This is a genomic window from Rhodococcus sp. NPDC003322, assembly GCF_053589555.1.
On the sequence record NZ_JBSFSC010000002.1, the window covers coordinates 450,994 to 466,659 of the forward strand.

Consider the following 15,666-nt stretch of genomic DNA (forward strand, 5'->3'; position numbering starts at 1 on the left):
TGTCGGGCGCCGCCCGACCGGCGTGGCGATGGCCCTCACGACCTGCCACCCGGGACTAGCATGACCCACACCACGACCCGGAACGGGAGTAGACATGGCGAAAGCACTGAAGTCCCTGGACGAAGCAGAATTCCTGCTGATTCGTGAGACCAAGAAGACCGAGATGGCCGACCTCGACGAGGACGACCTGATCGTCCTGCACAGCCGGATCCGCAAGGCCCGCAACAAGTACGTCGGAAAGTACCGCCGCGCGGGCGCGAAGAAGGTCGTGGAGAAGGGCGGACGCGGCGCAGGCAAGAGGGCCAACAAGATCAACGCCCGCAAGGCCGAACTCTTCGAGGACGCCCTGGCCCGGGTCAGTCGGCGGCTGGCGGTCGTGGCCGAGCAGACCGCACTCGAGCTCAAGCAGGAGCGGCTGGCGCGGGCCCGCAAGGAGGCGCCGTCGTTCGGTGGCGTCGACACCGACACCGGGAAGGTGTCCTCCGCCGGGGTCCAGCGCGTGGACCAGACGCGGCAGTCCCCGGGCCGGATGAAGTACGAGGCCTCCACCATCGCCGCCGGCGACCGTCGTCAGGCGGCGAAAGACAACCGCTGACGCCCACCGGCTTTCAGCACTCGGGCCCGGTCACGCCACTCGTGACCGGGCCCGAGTTCCGTCCGTCCTAGATCCAGCCGCCCGCGCGGCCACCGAGCACCCGGGTCCGCGCCTCCGGCGACCAGGTGTCCGCCGGGACCGGAACCGCCGGCTGCACGGCACGACGGGTGGCTCCGAGTTCCGGGTACAGGGTGCGGCCGATCTCCCGTGCCGCGTCGACGACCAGCGGCGCAACCCGCTCGAGGGAGGCGGTGCGCACGTCACCGCTGAGCGACAGCGCCGCGACCGGCCCCTCGGGACCGCGGATGGCGGCGCCCACGCACGCGACTCCCCGGGCCGATTCCTCGCGCTCGAACGCCAGCCCGCGACGCTGCCGGATCCGGTTCAGTTCCAGGTGAAGGGTGCCGAGGTTGGTGATCGTGTTCGCGGTTGCCCGGGCGAGCCGGCCGGTGCACACGGCGTCCACCCGCTCGGGGTCGAGCCAGGCGAGGAACGCCTTGCCCGCGGCGGTGGAGTGCGCGGGCACCCGGCCGCCGACACGGGACGGGATCGCGCTCGCCATCCGGCCGCCGACCTTGTCGAGGTAGACCATCTCGTGGCCGTCGAGGAAGGACAGGTGCACGACCATGCCGGTCTGCAGGTGCAGTTCGTGCAGCAGGGGTGCGGCGGCCTCACGGATCTCGGCGTGCCCGCCGTCCCCGCCGGTGCCGAGGGCCCGCCGGCCGAGCCGGTAGCCGAAGGAGGCGTGCTCGACCCAGTTGAGCTTGACCAGCGAGTCGAGGATGCGGTGGACGGTCGAGCGCGGCAGCTGCGAGCGGCAGGCGACCTCCTCGAGCGTGAGCCGGGCGGCGCGGCCGTCGAACGCGTCGAGGATCAACGTCATGCGTTCGACCATCGAGGGCGGAACCTCGCGACCGCCCTGGGGGGTCTTGCGGCTTGGCGCTTCGGTGACGACCGTCATGACGACTCCTGAAGGTCCGGTGGATCGACCATCCGATCCAAAACTGAAATCAATTCTGAAACTGTAGCAAAACCGGACAGTGATGTGGAACACCCCACTCCAATCACCGGTCCCGGTGACCGAGAGGGTCCCCGCACGCACACCCCGGGTGATGTAGAAACCGGTCGCGGGACCCGAAGTCCCCCGACAGACGGGAGCGAGAAGGTCATGCGAATCGGGATCGTCACCCCGGTGCTCATCCAGCACCCCGCCACCCGCGCGGACTGGGAAATCGGTGCGGGCATCGGCGACGTCGCCACCATAACCGCCGCCGCGGACCGGCTCGGGTATCACCACGTAACGTGCAGCGAGCATGTCGCGGTCCCGGTCGAGATCGCCGCCGAGCGCGGCGGCACCTACTGGGATCCCCTCGCCACCCTCGGGTTCCTCGCAGCCCACTCCTCCCGGATCAGGCTGCTCACCCAGGTCCTCGTCCTCGGCTATCACCACCCCCTCGAGATCGCCAAGCGATACGGCACCCTCGACCGGATCAGCGGCGGCCGCGTCACCCTCGGCCTCGGAGTCGGCAGCCTGCGTGAGGAGTTCGACCTGCTCGGCGCGCCGTTCGAAGGCCGCGGCGCCCGCGCCGACGACGCACTGCGCGCACTGCGGGCCGCGCTGGGCCGTCCGACCCCCGAGTACCACGGCGAGTTCTACGACTTCGCCGACATGGTCGTGGAACCGCACGCGGTCCAGGACCGGATGCCGCTGTGGATCGGTGGCCGCACGCCGCGGTCGCTGCGCCGCGCGATCGAACTGGGCGACGGCTGGGTGCCGTTCGGTCTGCGCCTGGACGACCTGACCGCGATGCTCGCCAAGACCCCCGCCCCCGAGGGCATGGAGATCGTGCTCGCCGCCGGCCGACCGCTGGACCCGGCAGGCGCCCCCGAGGGCGCGGCGCGCGCCCTGACCCGACTGCGGGATGCCGGCGCCACGATCGCCGGCGTCACCATCGACGCGACCGGCGTCGACCACTACTGCGATCAGCTCGCGACACTGGCCGAGCTGGCCCGCCCCCTCGGCATCGAATTCGACTGATCCACCGCAGTACCGATCGACAACAGAGAGGCCCACAGATGACCGACACCGCCGAGCTCGTCGCACGGCTCGCCGACCGCGTCCAGCTGCTCGAGGACAAGCTGGCGATCATGAACCTCATCAGCTCGTACGGCCCGGCCGTCGACAGCGGCCAGGCGGAGAAGGTCTCCGGCCTGTGGACCGAGGACGGCCTGTACGACGTCGACACCGGCGCCATGCACGGCCGCGGCGAGATCGAGGCGATGGTCCACTCCCGCAACCACCAGTCCTACATCCACGGCGGCAGCGGTCACCTGCTCTACCCGCCTCACATCAAGCTGGACGGCGACACCGCGGTCGCGACCTGCCACTCGCAGCTGGTGCTGCGCGACACCGAGACCGGTGTGTACGGGGTCGCGCGGATCACCGCGAACCGGTGGGAGCTCTCCCGCATCGACGGCGAGTGGAAGGTCACCCGCCGGGTGGGCCGGGTGCTCAACGGCGGTGACGAGGGCCGGGGCATCCTCTCCTCCGGCGTCTGACCGCCCCCATTTCCGGCTGAAGGTCACCTTCGTGCGCTTCACGCGCATGAAGGTGACCTTCAGCCTTTTGTGGGGCGTGGAGGATCAGGCGCGGGTGGCCTGCTCCTGCAGGGTCGCCTTGGCCCAGCGGTAGTCGGCCTTGCCCGCGGGCGAGCGGACGATCGTGTCGACCCCGACGACCATCCGGGGCGCCTTGTAGCGGGCGACCTGGGTGGTGACGTGGTCGATCAGCTCGTCGAGGTCGGGCACCTCGTGGCCGTCGCGGGGCTGCACGACCGCGCCGACCCGCTGCCCGTACCGCTCGTCGTCGACGCCGGCGACCAGGGCGTCCATCACGGCCGGATGACTCTTGATGGCCATCTCCACCTCTTCCGGGTACACCTTCTCCCCGCCGGTGTTGATGCACATCGACCCGCGGCCGAGGAGCACGATGGCGCCGTCCGGCTCGACCCGGCCCATGTCGCCGAGGATCGACATCCGCACCCCGTCCACGACGGGGAACGTCGCGGCCGTCTTCTCCGCGTCACCCCAGTAGCCGAGCGGCACGTTGCCGGACCGGGCGATGTAACCGACCTCGCCGGAACCCGGTTCGATCGGACGCATCCGCTCGTCGACGACCCGCACGGTCGGCTTGGCGGCGATCCGCATCAGGCCGTCCGCGCCGATCTCGAGGTTCCCGTCGACGCCGGACTCGGACGCCCCGAACCCGTCCCGGACGGTCAGGTTGGGCAGATGCGAGACGAGCTGGTCGCGCACGCCCTTCGAGAACAGTGCGCCGCCGGACCCGACGACCATCAGCGAGCCGAGGTCGTACTCGGCGCCGTGCTCGGCGATGGCGTCGGCGAGCGGGCGGGCCATGGCGTCACCGACCACGGTCAGCGTCATCACGCGCTCGCGTTCGATCAGTGCGAGGGCCTCGATCGCGTCGAACTTCGGCATCAGCACATGGGTCGTCCCGATGCAGAAGGCGGTGAACAGCGAGTACAGCGCCGCGCCGTGGATCAGCGGCGCGGTCAGCATCCAGGTCATCTCCGGGATGTGCGGGACCGCGGCGGCCACCGCCTCCGCACCGCTGTACGGCTCACCGAACGGGTTGCCGCCGGTGAGCGCGGCGTGGAAGAAGTCCTCCTGCCGCCACATCACGCCCTTCGGCATACCGGTGGTGCCGCCGGTGTAGATGATGAACAGGTCGTCGTTGCTGCGCTCGGGGAAGCCGCGGTCGGCCGGCTGCGCGGCGACGGCCTCGTGGAAGTCGACGGCGGTGACGCTCCCCCAGTCCAGGTCCGCGGAGGCGACCGGACCGACGGTCACCACGTGCCGCACGGTCGGGGTCTGCGGCAGCACCGCGGCGGTGGTGGCCGCGAACTCGCCGTCGGCGACCACCGCGACGAGTTCGGCATTGCCGAACAGGTAGGTCAGTTCGGCGTCGACGTAGCGGTAGTTGATGTTCACCGGCACGGCCCGGATCTTCAGGCACGCGAGCAGCGCCTCGACGAACTCGGTGCTGTTGCGCATGTACATGCCGACGTGGTCACCGGGTCCGACACCCGCGCCGGTCAGGTGGTGGGCGAGCCGGTTGGCACCGGCGTCGAGCTCGCCGTAGGTGAGGCGGACATCCCCGCACACGATGGCGGCGCGGTCCGGAACGGCGTCCGCGGCGGCTTCGAACAGATCTGCAAGGTTGAGCGACATCCAGAGTCCTTCTGACGCGGGTGTGATCGGCGTCGCACACGGTCCCACGAAACGGGAGCGAGTGGCGCGCGTCACTCCCGAACAACGGGACTGCCGCCGCAGTGGGATGCGCCCTTGCAAGGAACTAGAATGAATACTAGTTTTCGGTTCATGGGCCGTCGGACGAACCGCGGCAACCGAACACGGGAGACATTCCATGGGTGAATCTGTCAGCTTGGCCGGCCGCTCCGCCATCGTCACGGGCGCCGGGGCGGGCCTGGGCCGCGCCGAGGCCCTCGCGCTCGCCGAGGCCGGCGCCGCCGTCGTCGTCAACGACATGGGCGATGCCGCCCACGCGGTTGCCGAGGAGATCCGCGCGGCGGGTGGCCAGGCGATCGCCGTCACCGGCGACGTCTCCGACTGGTCGCTCGGCGGCCGCATGATCGAGGAGGCCGTCAAGAACTTCGGCTCCTTCGACATCCTGGTCAACAACGCCGGCATCCTGCGCGACAAGATGATCTTCAACCTGACCGAGTCGGACTGGGACGACGTCCTCCGCGTCCACCTCAAGGGCCACGCCGCCACCTCGGTCGCCGCCGCCCAGTACTGGCGGAACCTGAGCAAGGAGTCCGGCGCCCCCGTCTACGGCCGCGTCGTCAACACCTCCTCCGAGGCGTTCCTGTTCGGCTCCGCCGGACAGCCGAACTACTCCGCCGCAAAGGCCGGCATCACCGCGCTGACCCTGTCCACCTCCCAGGGCCTGGCCCGCTACGGCGTCACCGCCAATGCGATCTGCCCGCGCGCGCGGACCGCGATGACCGCCGAGGCATTCGGTGACGCCGACGACGCCGCCACCGGGCTCGACCCGCTCGCGCCCGAGCGCGTCGGCACCCTGGTCGCCTACCTGGCCTCCCCCGCCTCCCACGAGATCACCGGTCAGGTGTTCGTCGTGTACGGCAAGATGGTCGCGCTGATGGATTCGCCGAAGGTGGAGAACCGTTTCGACGCAGCCGGTTCCGCGTTCACCGTCGAGGAGCTCGATCAGCAGCTCTCGTCCTACTTCACCGGTCGCGGGAAGTACGACACGTACTCTGCGTACAGCGTCGCGGAGCTGGAGAAGCCCGCGCTGGCCGTCGACTGATCAACCCCAGTCAATCTCGGCTCGACTTCGAAGGAGCGTGACATGAGGCTTGCGGACAAGGTCGCGATCGTCACGGGCGGTGCCGGCGGCATCGGTCGTGGCATCGTCCGGGCGTTCACCAAGGAGGGCGCGAAGGTCCTGTTCGTCGACATCAACGACGACGCCGGTGCGGCACTGGAGAACGAACTCGGCGGGGCCGGGAAGTTCCTGAACGCCGACATCTCCAAGGAGGAGAACGCGGCCGCGATCGTCGCGGCCGCGATCGAGGCGTTCGGCAAGGTCGACGTCCTGGTCAACAACGCGCACGCGTCCCGGCAGGCGCCGCTGCTCGAGACCACCCAGGAGATGCTCGACCTGTCGTTCGGGACCGGGTTCTACCCGACGTTCTGGCTGATGAAGGCCGCGCACGCCCAGCTGGCCGCGAACCAGGGATCGGTGATCAACTTCGCGTCCGGCGCCGGCATCGAGGGCCAGGTGACCCAGGGGTCGTACGCCGCCGCGAAGGAGGCCATCCGAGCGATCAGCCGGGTCGCCGCCAACGAGTGGGCGGTCGACAACGTCAACGTCAACATCATCTCGCCGCTGGCGGCGACCGAGGGTGTCAAGGCGTACATCGAGGCCAACCCCGGCGTCGAGGAAGTGCTGCTGGCGAAGACCCCGCTGCACCGGTTCGGTGACCCCGAGTCCGACATCGGCCGGGTCGCGGTGTTCCTCGCCAGCGCGGACGCGAGCTACATGACCGGCCAGACCCTGATGGTCGACGGCGGCAGCATCAAGCTGCGCTGAGCGCAGCCGCGCCGATCCGGACGAAAACGGGCCCCTGCTCACGCAGGGGCCCGTTTTCGTTGTCGAGAATCAGCAGCTCGGCTGGACCTCGTCGCCCGCAAGTACCGCCGAGGCGAAGGCTTCGGCGTCGTCGAAGGAGGCATCCATGACGGCGCGGTGGTCGGCGCCCTCGTACTTCTTGTACTGGACCGGAGCGCCCTTGCCGCACAGCGTCTTCACGAGCCCGTCCGTCTGCGGGGCCGCCACGAGGACGTCCGCCGTGCCCTGCAGCACCAACAGCGGCACCGCCGGCGTTGCGTTCTCCGGTTCCTGCTTCTTCAGGTAGTCGGTCCACGGACCCAGATCGGCGTCCGGCCGGATCACCGAGTTGACCTGGATGTCACCGATCGCGGCCCGCACGTCGGCCATGCAGCCGGTCCGCGCCGCCTTCAGCAGCGGTTCGGCTGCGGGCGTGACGATCTCGTCGGGCACCACGGCCGGGTCCGCGGCCGCCGCGCCGAGCAGGGTGATCGGCAGGAACGCGAGGATGGGTGCCACCGCCTGGTTGCCGCCCTTGATGTACTGCGGGGTCTGACTCAGTCCGCTGCCGGGGGCCAGCGAGACCGCGCCGACCAGGTCGAGCTCCGGCGCCCGCTGCGTGCCCAGATCCGACGCGCTCACCGCGGCGGCACCACCCTGGCTGTGCCCCACCGCAATCCACTTGTCCCCGACCGAATCGTCGAGATGGCGGGCGGCCAGCACGAGGTCGGTCATCGCGTTCACCTCGGACTGCGCGTTCAGGTAGGTGTGGTCGCCGGGGGTGCCCATGCCCTCGTAGTCGGTGCGGACCACCGCGTAGCCCTGCTGCAGCCACCGGTCCAGCGAGGGCGCGGTGCGCGAGACGTAGTCGTGCGCGGCACCGTCGACGGTGTCGCCCGAGGGAGCACATGTGTCCGCGATACCGGTCGTGCCGTGCGCCCAGCTGACCACCGGCCAGCCGCCCTCGGGGGCGGTGCCGGACGGGATCGCGATCGTCCCGGAGACGACGATCGGCTTGCCGTCGCCGTTCTCCGACGCGTAGGTGACCAGTTCGTTTCGGGCGGCACTGGGCAGCGCGGCGGCGTTGGTGAGCGGCGCCGTGGAGAGCAGGTCGCCGGGCTTCGGGGCGGCCGGGGAATCGTCGGTGTCGCTCGACGAGCAGCCACTCAGGACCACCGCGGCGACTGCCAGTCCCCCTATCATGCGGAACGGAACAGTGGGTCGAGCCTGGCGCATGATGCCTCCGGAAAAGATTGCAACGAGGCCCACGCCTCGCAAACGTTTAAGAAGGGTTTCTTAGTACCGTGCCGAAAGCGCAGCCGTCAAGGGGTAGGGACTCGCTCGTGGACGCCGCCGAGCGGCTCGTCGCCGAGCGTGGCCTGCACGGAGTCCGCGTCGCCGAGGTCGTCAAGGCCGCCGGACACAAGAACAACTCGGCCGTCAGCTATCACTTCGGGTCGTGGCAGGGACTGCTCGAAGCCGTCTGGCAGCGCCACACCGAACCGGTGAGCATCGATCGCGCGGTGATCATCGCCGGCGCGGTCGACCGCGGCGACTACGACCTGCCGACGATGGTCGAGGCCTACGTGCGGCCGTTGGTCGCCGAACTCGGCCGCCACCAGCCGAGCTACTGGGCCCGGTTCAACGAGCAGTGGCTCGCCACGATCGCCCTGGACATCTTCACCCTCGACGACGCGGCCGTGGCACGACAGCCGCGCGCCGAGGCGATGACGGTGGTGCACAACCTGTTCATCGACATCGCCGACACGCTGACCCACCTCGAGTACCCGGCCCGCACCCGGCGGGTGGCGCTGATGGCGCGGTACGTCATCGCCGCGCTGGCCGCCTGGGAGCGCGAGGGCGAGAGCGCACAGGCCCTGACCTATCTCGAGCACGAACTGATCAGCACGACCCTCGCACTGCTCCAGGCGCCGTAGGCGCCTGTCCGGCGTAGCCGCCTACCGGATGACCTTGCCCGGGTTCATGATTCCGTGCGGATCGAGGGCCAGCTTGACCGCGTGGTGCATGTCCATCACGAAGGGATCGAGTTCCTGCGCCAGACCGTCCATCTTGAGCAGGCCGATACCGTGCTCACCGGTGACGGTGCCACCGTATTCGATTGCCGCGTCGATGATCTCGGCGAAGGCGGCCTGGGCGCGAATCCGGGCGGCGTCGTCGTCGCGGGGGGTGATCAGCAGCGGATGCAGGTTCCCGTCCCCGGCGTGCGCGATGGACGCGATCGTCGTCTCGTGCCGCCGCCCGATCTCCTCGATGCGTTCGAGCATCTCCGGCACAACGGCTTTCGGGACACAGATGTCCTCGGTGAGCACGGGACCGAGACGCTCCATAGCCGGATACGCGAGCCTGCGGGCGAGGAACAGCGCGTCCGCCTCCTGCTGGTTGGTGGACTGCGCGCTCCACGTCGCACCGGCACGATCGAAACAGGCGAGCATCCGCTCGGCCTCTGCGTCCCCGACGGCGCCTGGCGTGTCGATCCTCCCGAGTAGCAGCACGTTCGCGTCCGCGGACAGACCCATGTTCTTCCAGGCGTCGACGGCGACGAGGCACTGCCGGTCGATCAGCTCCAGCGCGGACGGGGTCAACCCGTCCTCGGCGACCGCCCGCACCGCGCGTCCGGCGTCAACGGTGGAGTCGAAGTAGCCGACGATGGTGCGCTGCGGTTCCTGCAGGGGGCGCAGTTTGACGGTGATCTCGGTGATCACGCCGAGGGTGCCCTCCGCGCCGACCATCAGGCCGGCGAGGTCGTAGCCTGCGACCCCCTTCGCGGTGCGCCGCCCGAGCCGAACCAGCTCACCGGTTCCGGTGACGACCTGCATGCCGAGCACGTAGTCGCGGGTGACGCCGTACTTGACGCAGCACAGGCCACCGGCGTTGGTGGACACGTTGCCGCCGATCGTCGACCACGCGGCGCTGGACGGGTCCGGCGGGTACCAGAGCCCCTCCTTCGCGCACGCGGCGCGCAGGTCGTCGTTGACCACGCCCGGTTCGACCACGGCGAGCCGTTCGAGTGGGTTGATCTCCTTGACCGCGTTCATCTTGTCGAAGGAGATGATCACGCAGCCGTCGGTCGCGTTGGCCCCACCGGAGAGTCCGGTGCCCGCGCCGCGGCTGACGATCGGCACACCCCGCGCGATGCAGGCGCGAACCACGACCTGCACCTCCTGCGCGGTGCGCGGCCGGACCACGAGCAGCGGGGTGCCGTACGGCGCCCACTCGGCCTCGTCGTGCAGGTACGGCTCGATCACATCGGGGTCCGTGACGACCCGGTCGGCGGGAATCGCGGACGTCAACTCGTCCGCGAGCTCGGTGATGCGGATCGAGGTGGCGTCGACAGTCATGCTCTCGACGCTAGTCCGGTGACGAAGCCGAATCGACGGACCGAATCTCCGTGGTCCACGCAGACTGGTGGATGATGTCTCCATACGGTTCGGTCGACGAAGAAATGAGAGGCGCGATGCGGGACGACTGGTTGCACCTGCTCCTCGACGACGCGACCCCGGACCAACTGATCGCACACCGCGACCGGCTGCTCGCCGCGGAGCCCGAGCACCCGGCCGCGATCGAACACGACACCCAGGCCGCGTTCCGGCTGCATCTGCTGCTCGAGCAGCGCAGGCAGCGGGCCACCGAACTCGCCGCCCTCAACGACATCGCCGCCCAGCTGACCACCCTGCACGACCCGTCGACCCTGCTGACGGAGATCGCGGCGCAGGCGCGGAGGCTGCTCGGCGTCGACCTGGTCTACATCGGCCTGCTCCACGGCGACGACCTGGTGATCGAGGTCGCAAGCGGTGCCTACACCTCCCAGCTGATCGGGCTGTCGCTGTCCCGGACCGAGGGGCTGATGGGGCGGGTGATGACCCAGGACGCGCCCGCCTGGACACCCGACTACCGCGCCGACCCGACGTTCCCGCACACCGGACCGGCCGACGTCGCCGCCCGGGCCGAGAACATGCGCGGCCTGCTCGCGGTGCCGTTGCGGCGCGGCGGCACCCTGCTCGGCGCGGTGTGCGCCTGCAAGCGGCAGGAGCGGTCGTTCAGCGACGACGAGGTGATGCTGCTGTCCGCGCTGGCCGCGCACGCCGCGGTGGCGATCGACAACGCCCGTACGATGGTCCGCTCGAAGGAGACCGTCGCCCAGCTCGAGACCGCGAACGCCGAGCTCGCCCGCCGCACCGACCTGCTGGAGCGGACCCTGCGCTGGGACCGGGCGCTGACCCAGGTGGTCCTGCGCGGCGGAGGGGTCCGTGACCTGGTCGCCGAGGTGTCCGCGTCGGTGGGCTGCCCGGCGTACTTCGTGACGCAACCCGGCGAACGGCCCGCCGCACTGGACGCCGACGCGGTCGAGGCGGTGTTCGCCGCCCTCGACTCGGCCGCATCCGGCTCGCCGGTATCCGGCGCGAGCAGCCTCGGCGCGGCAACGGAGCAGGCCGCCGCCGCGACCGCCGCCGGCGGCCGCACGCTGGTGGGACGCGAGGTCCGGGCCTCCGGGGACCGGCTCGGCGTGCTGCTGCTCCTCGCGCCCACCGACCCCGGGGACCCGGTGATGCTGATCCTCGAGCGCGCGGCACCGGCGATCGCGTTGGCGTTGGTCGGGGAACGGGCGGCCACCGAGGCCGGCCGCCGCGCCCGCGACGCGCTGCTCGTGGATCTGATCACCCGGCCCGCCCCGACACCGGCCGAGGTCGAGCAGCAGTTCCGGCTGGCCGGGGTGAACCCGGACCGCCCGTACACGGTGGTGGTGGCGCGCCCGGAGACCGATGTCGCCCGCACCCGTGCCCGGATCGAGGAGATGGGGTTGCCGTCGGGAACCGTTGTCGCCGAGCACGGTTCGCGGGTGATCGCCGTGGTCCCCGGTCTAGACCCCGACGGGGTGCTCGAGCGCTGGGCGCAGCCCGAGACCGACCCGACGGTCGGGGTGTCCGACCCGGCCCGCGGAGGGCAGGCGCTGGCGCGGGCGTACACGCAGGCGCAGCAGACGGTGGACGTGCTCGAGACGTTGGGCCGCGGCTCGCAGATCGCACCCGCGTCCCGGCTGGGGATCTACCGGATCCTGCTCAGCCGCACGGGCCGTGAGGAGCTGGCCGCGGTGACCGAGCAGATGCTGGGCCCGCTGATACGCGAGCAGGAGCAGCGCGGGGTGCCGCTACCCGACACCCTCGCGTCCTATCTGGAACACAACCGCAGGCACGCGGCGACGGCAGCGGACCTCGGGATCCACGCCAACACCCTCTACCAGCGGCTCGAGTCGATCGACCGGCTCATCGGGAAGCAGTGGCGTGACCCGGATCTGGCACTGGACCTGCAGCTGCTGCTTCGGCTCCGAGCGGGTGCGCAGCGTCTCGCCGGGCAGCCACCGCGTCACGACGACTGAGCGTGACGACGAGGACGGCGGCGAGCAGAAGCACAGCGCCGACCACCCAGAGGCCGGCCTTGGCGCTGCCGGTCAGGTCGGTGAGCCAGCCGGTGACGTAGGGGGCGCCGAACCCGGACAGGTTGCCGATCGAGTTGATCATGGCGATGCCCGCGGCGGCCGCGACCCCGGACAGGAACGTGGTCGGCAGGTACCAGAACACGGGGATCGCGCACAGCACGCCGATCGCGGTCAGCGAGACGACGGCCATCACCGCGAACGGCGAGTTCAGGTACAACGCGACCGGGATGGAGACGGCGGCGAGCAGGGCGGGCGCAGCGACGTGCCAGACCCGTTCGCCGGTGCGATCGGAGTGCCGGCTCCACAGCACCATCGCGATGCCGCCGATCACGAACGGCACGGCGACGATCAGCCCGGTCTCGAACACCGTGAAGTCGGTGTCGAAGGTTTCCTTGAAGCCGGCCACGATCGTCGGCAGGAAGAAGCTCAGCGCGTAGAGGCCGTAGGTGACGCCGAAGTACACGATGCCGAGCGCGATCACCCGCGGGTTGCGCAGCGTCTTCCACACCGGGGTGCCGTGTTCGTCCGCCGTGGACGCCTTCTCGGCCTCCATGGTCCGCACCAGCCAGTCGCGTTCCTCGTCGTCGAGCCACTTCGCCTGGTGCGGCTTGTCGGTGAGGTAGAACCAGGTGACGAGCGCGAGCAGCACCGCGGGCAGCCCCTCGACGAGGTACATCAGCCGCCAGCCGGAGAGTCCGAACAGGCCGTCGCCGAACTGCATGATCGCGGTCGAGAGCGGGGCGCCGATCGCCGACGACGCGGGCAGCGTCAGCAGGAAGATGCCCATCAGCCGCACCCGGTACTTCGCGGGGAACCAGAACGTCAGGTACAGCAGTACGCCGGGGAAGAAACCGGCCTCGGCGATGCCGAGCAGGATGCGCACCACGTACAGGCTGCCGACGTTGGGCACGAAAGCCATCGCGGCGGCGAGGATGCCCCAGGTGAACATGATGCGGGCGATCCACATCCGGGCACCGAAGCGGTGCAGCGCCAGGTTGGACGGCACCTCGAAGATCAGGTAGCCGACGAAGAACAGGCCGGACGCGAGGCCGAACATCGTCGCGGTCATGCCGAGTTCCTCGCTCATGGTGAGCTTGGCGAACCCGATGTTGGTGCGGTCGAGGTAGTTGACGAAGTACAGCACCGCGAGGAACGGGATCAGGCGGCGCGCGACCTTGCGCACCACGCGCTGTTCGAGCGCGGTGTCGGCGTGCCCTGCAGCCGGGGCGGCGGCGGTCGTCATGGGTGTGGCTCCTGGAGAACGCGACGGGGAAGCGGACATCACCCGTGACCGTGGGGAACCCTACGAAGCCACCGCGACGCCCACCACGGAGAAACCCTCCACAGTTTCCGCGTCGGTGTGGAGATCGGGTCCACTCCCGCCTCGGCGGGTCAGTGGCGGCGGTGATCGGTGACCGCGGTCCGGGGTCCGAACTTGGGTTTGACGGCCTGCCCGCTGACCTCGAGCAGGCGGATCGCGCGGTAGCGGTGCGGCCGCAGCGGTTCGAGGTAGGCGACCATGCCGGGGTCGTCGAGCGGGCGCCCGAGCAGCGACCAGCCGACCATCGCGGCGAGGTGGAAGTCACCCACGGACAGCGCGTCGACGTCGCCGAGGGCCCGCTGGGCCACCTCCGCCGCCGTCCACACCCCGATCCCCGGCACCGCCCGCAACCGCGCCTGCGCCTGCGCCGGCGTCATCGCGACGGTCTCCTCGAGCCTGCCCGCGACGGCGGCGGCGGTGACGATCGTGCGGGACCGTTTCGGGTCGACGCCGGCCCGGTGGTACTCCCAGGACGGGATACGGCGCCACACCTCGGCCGGGGGCGGCACCCTCATCCCTGCCGGCGCAGGCCCGGGAGCGACGGCGCCGTACGCGGTGACGAGCCGACGCCACGACGCACGGGCCGCGACCCCGTGCACCTTCTGTTCCAGGATCGTCGGCACCAGCACCTCGAAGACGCGCCCCGTGCGCGGAATCCGCAGTCCCGGCAGCCGCCGGTGCGCTTCCGTCAACTTCGGATGCTCGGGCGCGAAATCCGTTGCCGCGTCGCGTTCCCCGAGCAGATCCGGGAGGGTGCGCGTGAACTCGGCGGCCCCGTCGCCCCAGGCCCGGCACCGCACGGACGTCGCGTCCTGCTGGGTGAGCCGGTAGGTGACCGGACCGGTCGGCATCAGCGTCGTCCGCCACAGCGCGCCGTCCGGCGTGACCCGATGGCAGGGGTCCCCGCGCCCACGACCGAGCGTGGCCAGCGACGCGGTCAGCAGCAGGGGCCGGTCGCTGCGGTGGACGGTGTCCAGCGGCGCGTCGGCCTCGCCGGACGCGGCGGCGGGGACGGTCATGGCCCCAACGATAGGCCCGCCCCGGGCGCGGCCGGGCGCGCAGTGGCGGAGGTCATGCGATTCGGCGTCCAACCCGGGACGTTCGACCCTTTCGCCGGGATCGCCGGTGCCGGAAAGTGGATGCCGAGGCCTGCGAGGGCGCGGGGTGGATCGAAGGCGTGAACGAGGTGGCACTGTGAACAAGGGACTACGCGGCAAGGCGTGGTATCTCGACCCGGAACGGCACTGCGCGGAAACACCTGAAACCTGGTGGTTTCCGCCGCTCCGCGCCTCCCGGGAGTCGACCACCCGGGTCGCGGCGTTGTGCGTCGGCTGCCCGGTGCGCGCGCAGTGCGCGGACGACGCCCGCGTCTGCGACGACCGGCACGGCATCCGGGCCGGCGTCGACCTGGCCCATGTCGAGGGCTCGGACCGGCAGGCGGTGCTGACCCGGATCGCGACCTCGAACCGCCCGGGGTCCGAACCGATCGCCGTGGGGCGCGAAGGGTTCCGAACCGCCCCGGCCCGCCTCATCCACCTTCTCCCGAATGATGCGGCGGTACCCGAGGATTCGCTGCTTCAGTCCGCCGCGTCCCGGTAGGTCGCCGCGGACCGGCCGTGCCCCGCCTCGCGGGTGATGTGGTCGACCAGGGGCTGGGTGCGGTACTTGATCGGGGTGGTCAGGGCAAGAGTGGTCGAGGTGTGCGCGACGCCGTCGACTCCAAGGATCCGTTCGAGCACATGCAGCAGCTCCTCGTGCGACGGGGCCGCGATGCGGATCAGCAGGTCCTCACGGCCGGTGGTGGTGTGGACTTCGAGCACCTCCGGGACCTCACGCAGGTCCTCGATCACCGCCTGGATCCGCCCCTGCACGGTTTCCGCACCGACGAACGCCTGCACCGGCAATCCGAGTGTCGGCAGGTCGACCTCGGGTCGGTAGCCGGTGACCACACCGGTCTCCTCGAGGCGCCGCATCCGGGAGGCGATCGTGTTGCGGGAGACGCCCAGTCGGGTGGCCAGGTCCATGATCTGCGCGCGCGGGTCGTCGCCGAGCAGCTGCAGCAGGGCCGCGTCGAGTTTGTCGATGCTGATCACGATGCTGACCTCCAGCGGGTGATGCGG

At 70.4% G+C, this 15,666-nt stretch carries 15 protein-coding genes; 8 read left to right on the top strand and 7 right to left on the bottom strand.

All coding sequences use genetic code 11. The annotated features are described in order from the left end of the window. The first annotated feature begins 94 nt into the window (after nt 1-94). Entirely contained in the window at nt 95-595 is a 501-nt protein-coding gene (locus ACWDUM_RS08515) for a hypothetical protein (protein WP_450113106.1), read from the top strand. Between the two features lie 67 nt (nt 596-662). Here ACWDUM_RS08515 and ACWDUM_RS08520 read toward each other — a convergent pair whose 3' ends face one another. Continuing rightward, complete coding sequence (locus ACWDUM_RS08520; RefSeq protein ID WP_450113107.1) at nt 663-1,556, bottom strand: IclR family transcriptional regulator; 894 nt, start codon at nt 1,554-1,556, stop codon at nt 663-665. A 207-nt stretch (nt 1,557-1,763) separates the two neighbouring features. Between ACWDUM_RS08520 and ACWDUM_RS08525 the strand changes: the two genes are divergently transcribed. Further along, nucleotides 1,764-2,633, top strand: coding sequence for an LLM class F420-dependent oxidoreductase (locus ACWDUM_RS08525; protein WP_450133622.1), 870 nt, complete (start codon nt 1,764-1,766; stop codon nt 2,631-2,633). A 38-nt stretch (nt 2,634-2,671) separates the two neighbouring features. Next, nucleotides 2,672-3,154: a nuclear transport factor 2 family protein gene (locus ACWDUM_RS08530; RefSeq protein WP_450133623.1), complete on the top strand. Its 483-nt coding sequence runs from the start codon at nt 2,672-2,674 to the stop codon at nt 3,152-3,154. Nucleotides 3,155-3,238: 84 nt separating this feature from the next. Here the strand turns inward: ACWDUM_RS08530 and ACWDUM_RS08535 are convergent, their stop codons facing one another. Further along, nucleotides 3,239-4,846: an acyl-CoA synthetase gene (locus tag ACWDUM_RS08535; protein ID WP_450133624.1), complete on the bottom strand. Its 1,608-nt coding sequence runs from the start codon at nt 4,844-4,846 to the stop codon at nt 3,239-3,241. 196 nt (nt 4,847-5,042) lie between these two features. Between ACWDUM_RS08535 and ACWDUM_RS08540 the strand changes: the two genes are divergently transcribed. After that, nucleotides 5,043-5,966: a 3-oxoacyl-ACP reductase gene (locus tag ACWDUM_RS08540; protein WP_450133625.1), complete on the top strand. Its 924-nt coding sequence runs from the start codon at nt 5,043-5,045 to the stop codon at nt 5,964-5,966. 42 nt (nt 5,967-6,008) lie between these two features. Continuing rightward, on the top strand, nt 6,009-6,752 hold the full coding sequence (locus tag ACWDUM_RS08545) for an SDR family NAD(P)-dependent oxidoreductase (protein WP_450113112.1): 744 nt from the start codon (nt 6,009-6,011) through the stop codon (nt 6,750-6,752). Between the two features lie 69 nt (nt 6,753-6,821). Here the strand turns inward: ACWDUM_RS08545 and ACWDUM_RS08550 are convergent, their stop codons facing one another. After that, a complete protein-coding gene (locus ACWDUM_RS08550; protein WP_450113115.1) occupies nt 6,822-7,973 on the bottom strand; it encodes a lipase family protein in 1,152 nt (383 codons plus the stop codon). 140 nt (nt 7,974-8,113) lie between these two features. Here ACWDUM_RS08550 and ACWDUM_RS08555 point away from each other — a divergent pair, with 140 nt between their 5' ends. Next, nucleotides 8,114-8,707 (top strand): helix-turn-helix domain-containing protein, encoded by a 594-nt coding sequence (locus ACWDUM_RS08555; RefSeq protein WP_450113116.1) that lies wholly within the window; start codon nt 8,114-8,116, stop codon nt 8,705-8,707. 21 nt (nt 8,708-8,728) lie between these two features. Here the strand turns inward: ACWDUM_RS08555 and ACWDUM_RS08560 are convergent, their stop codons facing one another. Further along, a complete protein-coding gene (locus ACWDUM_RS08560; protein ID WP_450133626.1) occupies nt 8,729-10,129 on the bottom strand; it encodes an FAD-binding oxidoreductase in 1,401 nt (466 codons plus the stop codon). Between the two features lie 116 nt (nt 10,130-10,245). Here ACWDUM_RS08560 and ACWDUM_RS08565 point away from each other — a divergent pair, with 116 nt between their 5' ends. Continuing rightward, nucleotides 10,246-12,165: a GAF domain-containing protein gene (locus ACWDUM_RS08565; protein ID WP_450133627.1), complete on the top strand. Its 1,920-nt coding sequence runs from the start codon at nt 10,246-10,248 to the stop codon at nt 12,163-12,165. On the opposite strand, the gene ACWDUM_RS08570 is transcribed toward ACWDUM_RS08565, so the two are convergent. Together ACWDUM_RS08570 and ACWDUM_RS08575 are read right to left on the bottom strand one after the other, a co-directional pair. After that, nucleotides 12,053-13,468 carry an MFS transporter gene (locus ACWDUM_RS08570; protein WP_450133628.1) on the bottom strand — a complete coding sequence of 472 codons (1,416 nt, stop codon included), beginning with the start codon at nt 13,466-13,468 and terminating at the stop codon, nt 12,053-12,055. The genes ACWDUM_RS08565 and ACWDUM_RS08570 overlap by 113 nt on opposite strands. 149 nt (nt 13,469-13,617) lie before the next feature. Further along, nucleotides 13,618-14,565 carry a DNA-3-methyladenine glycosylase family protein gene (locus ACWDUM_RS08575; protein WP_450133629.1) on the bottom strand — a complete coding sequence of 316 codons (948 nt, stop codon included), beginning with the start codon at nt 14,563-14,565 and terminating at the stop codon, nt 13,618-13,620. A gap of 175 nt (nt 14,566-14,740) precedes the next feature. Between ACWDUM_RS08575 and ACWDUM_RS08580 the strand changes: the two genes are divergently transcribed. Then, nucleotides 14,741-15,145, top strand: coding sequence for a WhiB family transcriptional regulator (locus tag ACWDUM_RS08580; RefSeq protein WP_450113121.1), 405 nt, complete (start codon nt 14,741-14,743; stop codon nt 15,143-15,145). Here the strand turns inward: ACWDUM_RS08580 and ACWDUM_RS08585 are convergent. Continuing rightward, on the bottom strand, nt 15,124-15,639 hold the full coding sequence (locus ACWDUM_RS08585) for an Lrp/AsnC family transcriptional regulator (RefSeq protein ID WP_450113122.1): 516 nt from the start codon (nt 15,637-15,639) through the stop codon (nt 15,124-15,126). The two genes, ACWDUM_RS08580 and ACWDUM_RS08585, sit on opposite strands and share 22 nt — an antisense overlap. Nucleotides 15,640-15,666 lie beyond the last annotated feature (27 nt).

Coding starts and splice junctions, on each gene's coding strand:
- ACWDUM_RS08560 (WP_450133626.1), bottom strand. CDS start 10,129: ATGACTGTCGACGCCACCTCGATCCGCATCACCGAGCTCGCGGACGAG.
- ACWDUM_RS08515 (WP_450113106.1), top strand. CDS start 95: ATGGCGAAAGCACTGAAGTCCCTGGACGAAGCAGAATTCCTGCTGATT.
- ACWDUM_RS08545 (WP_450113112.1), top strand. CDS start 6,009: ATGAGGCTTGCGGACAAGGTCGCGATCGTCACGGGCGGTGCCGGCGGC.
- ACWDUM_RS08530 (WP_450133623.1), top strand. CDS start 2,672: ATGACCGACACCGCCGAGCTCGTCGCACGGCTCGCCGACCGCGTCCAG.
- ACWDUM_RS08540 (WP_450133625.1), top strand. CDS start 5,043: ATGGGTGAATCTGTCAGCTTGGCCGGCCGCTCCGCCATCGTCACGGGC.
- ACWDUM_RS08570 (WP_450133628.1), bottom strand. CDS start 13,468: ATGACGACCGCCGCCGCCCCGGCTGCAGGGCACGCCGACACCGCGCTC.
- ACWDUM_RS08565 (WP_450133627.1), top strand. CDS start 10,246: ATGCGGGACGACTGGTTGCACCTGCTCCTCGACGACGCGACCCCGGAC.
- ACWDUM_RS08520 (WP_450113107.1), bottom strand. CDS start 1,556: ATGACGGTCGTCACCGAAGCGCCAAGCCGCAAGACCCCCCAGGGCGGT.
- ACWDUM_RS08550 (WP_450113115.1), bottom strand. CDS start 7,973: ATGATAGGGGGACTGGCAGTCGCCGCGGTGGTCCTGAGTGGCTGCTCG.
- ACWDUM_RS08575 (WP_450133629.1), bottom strand. CDS start 14,565: ATGACCGTCCCCGCCGCCGCGTCCGGCGAGGCCGACGCGCCGCTGGAC.
- ACWDUM_RS08525 (WP_450133622.1), top strand. CDS start 1,764: ATGCGAATCGGGATCGTCACCCCGGTGCTCATCCAGCACCCCGCCACC.
- ACWDUM_RS08535 (WP_450133624.1), bottom strand. CDS start 4,846: ATGTCGCTCAACCTTGCAGATCTGTTCGAAGCCGCCGCGGACGCCGTT.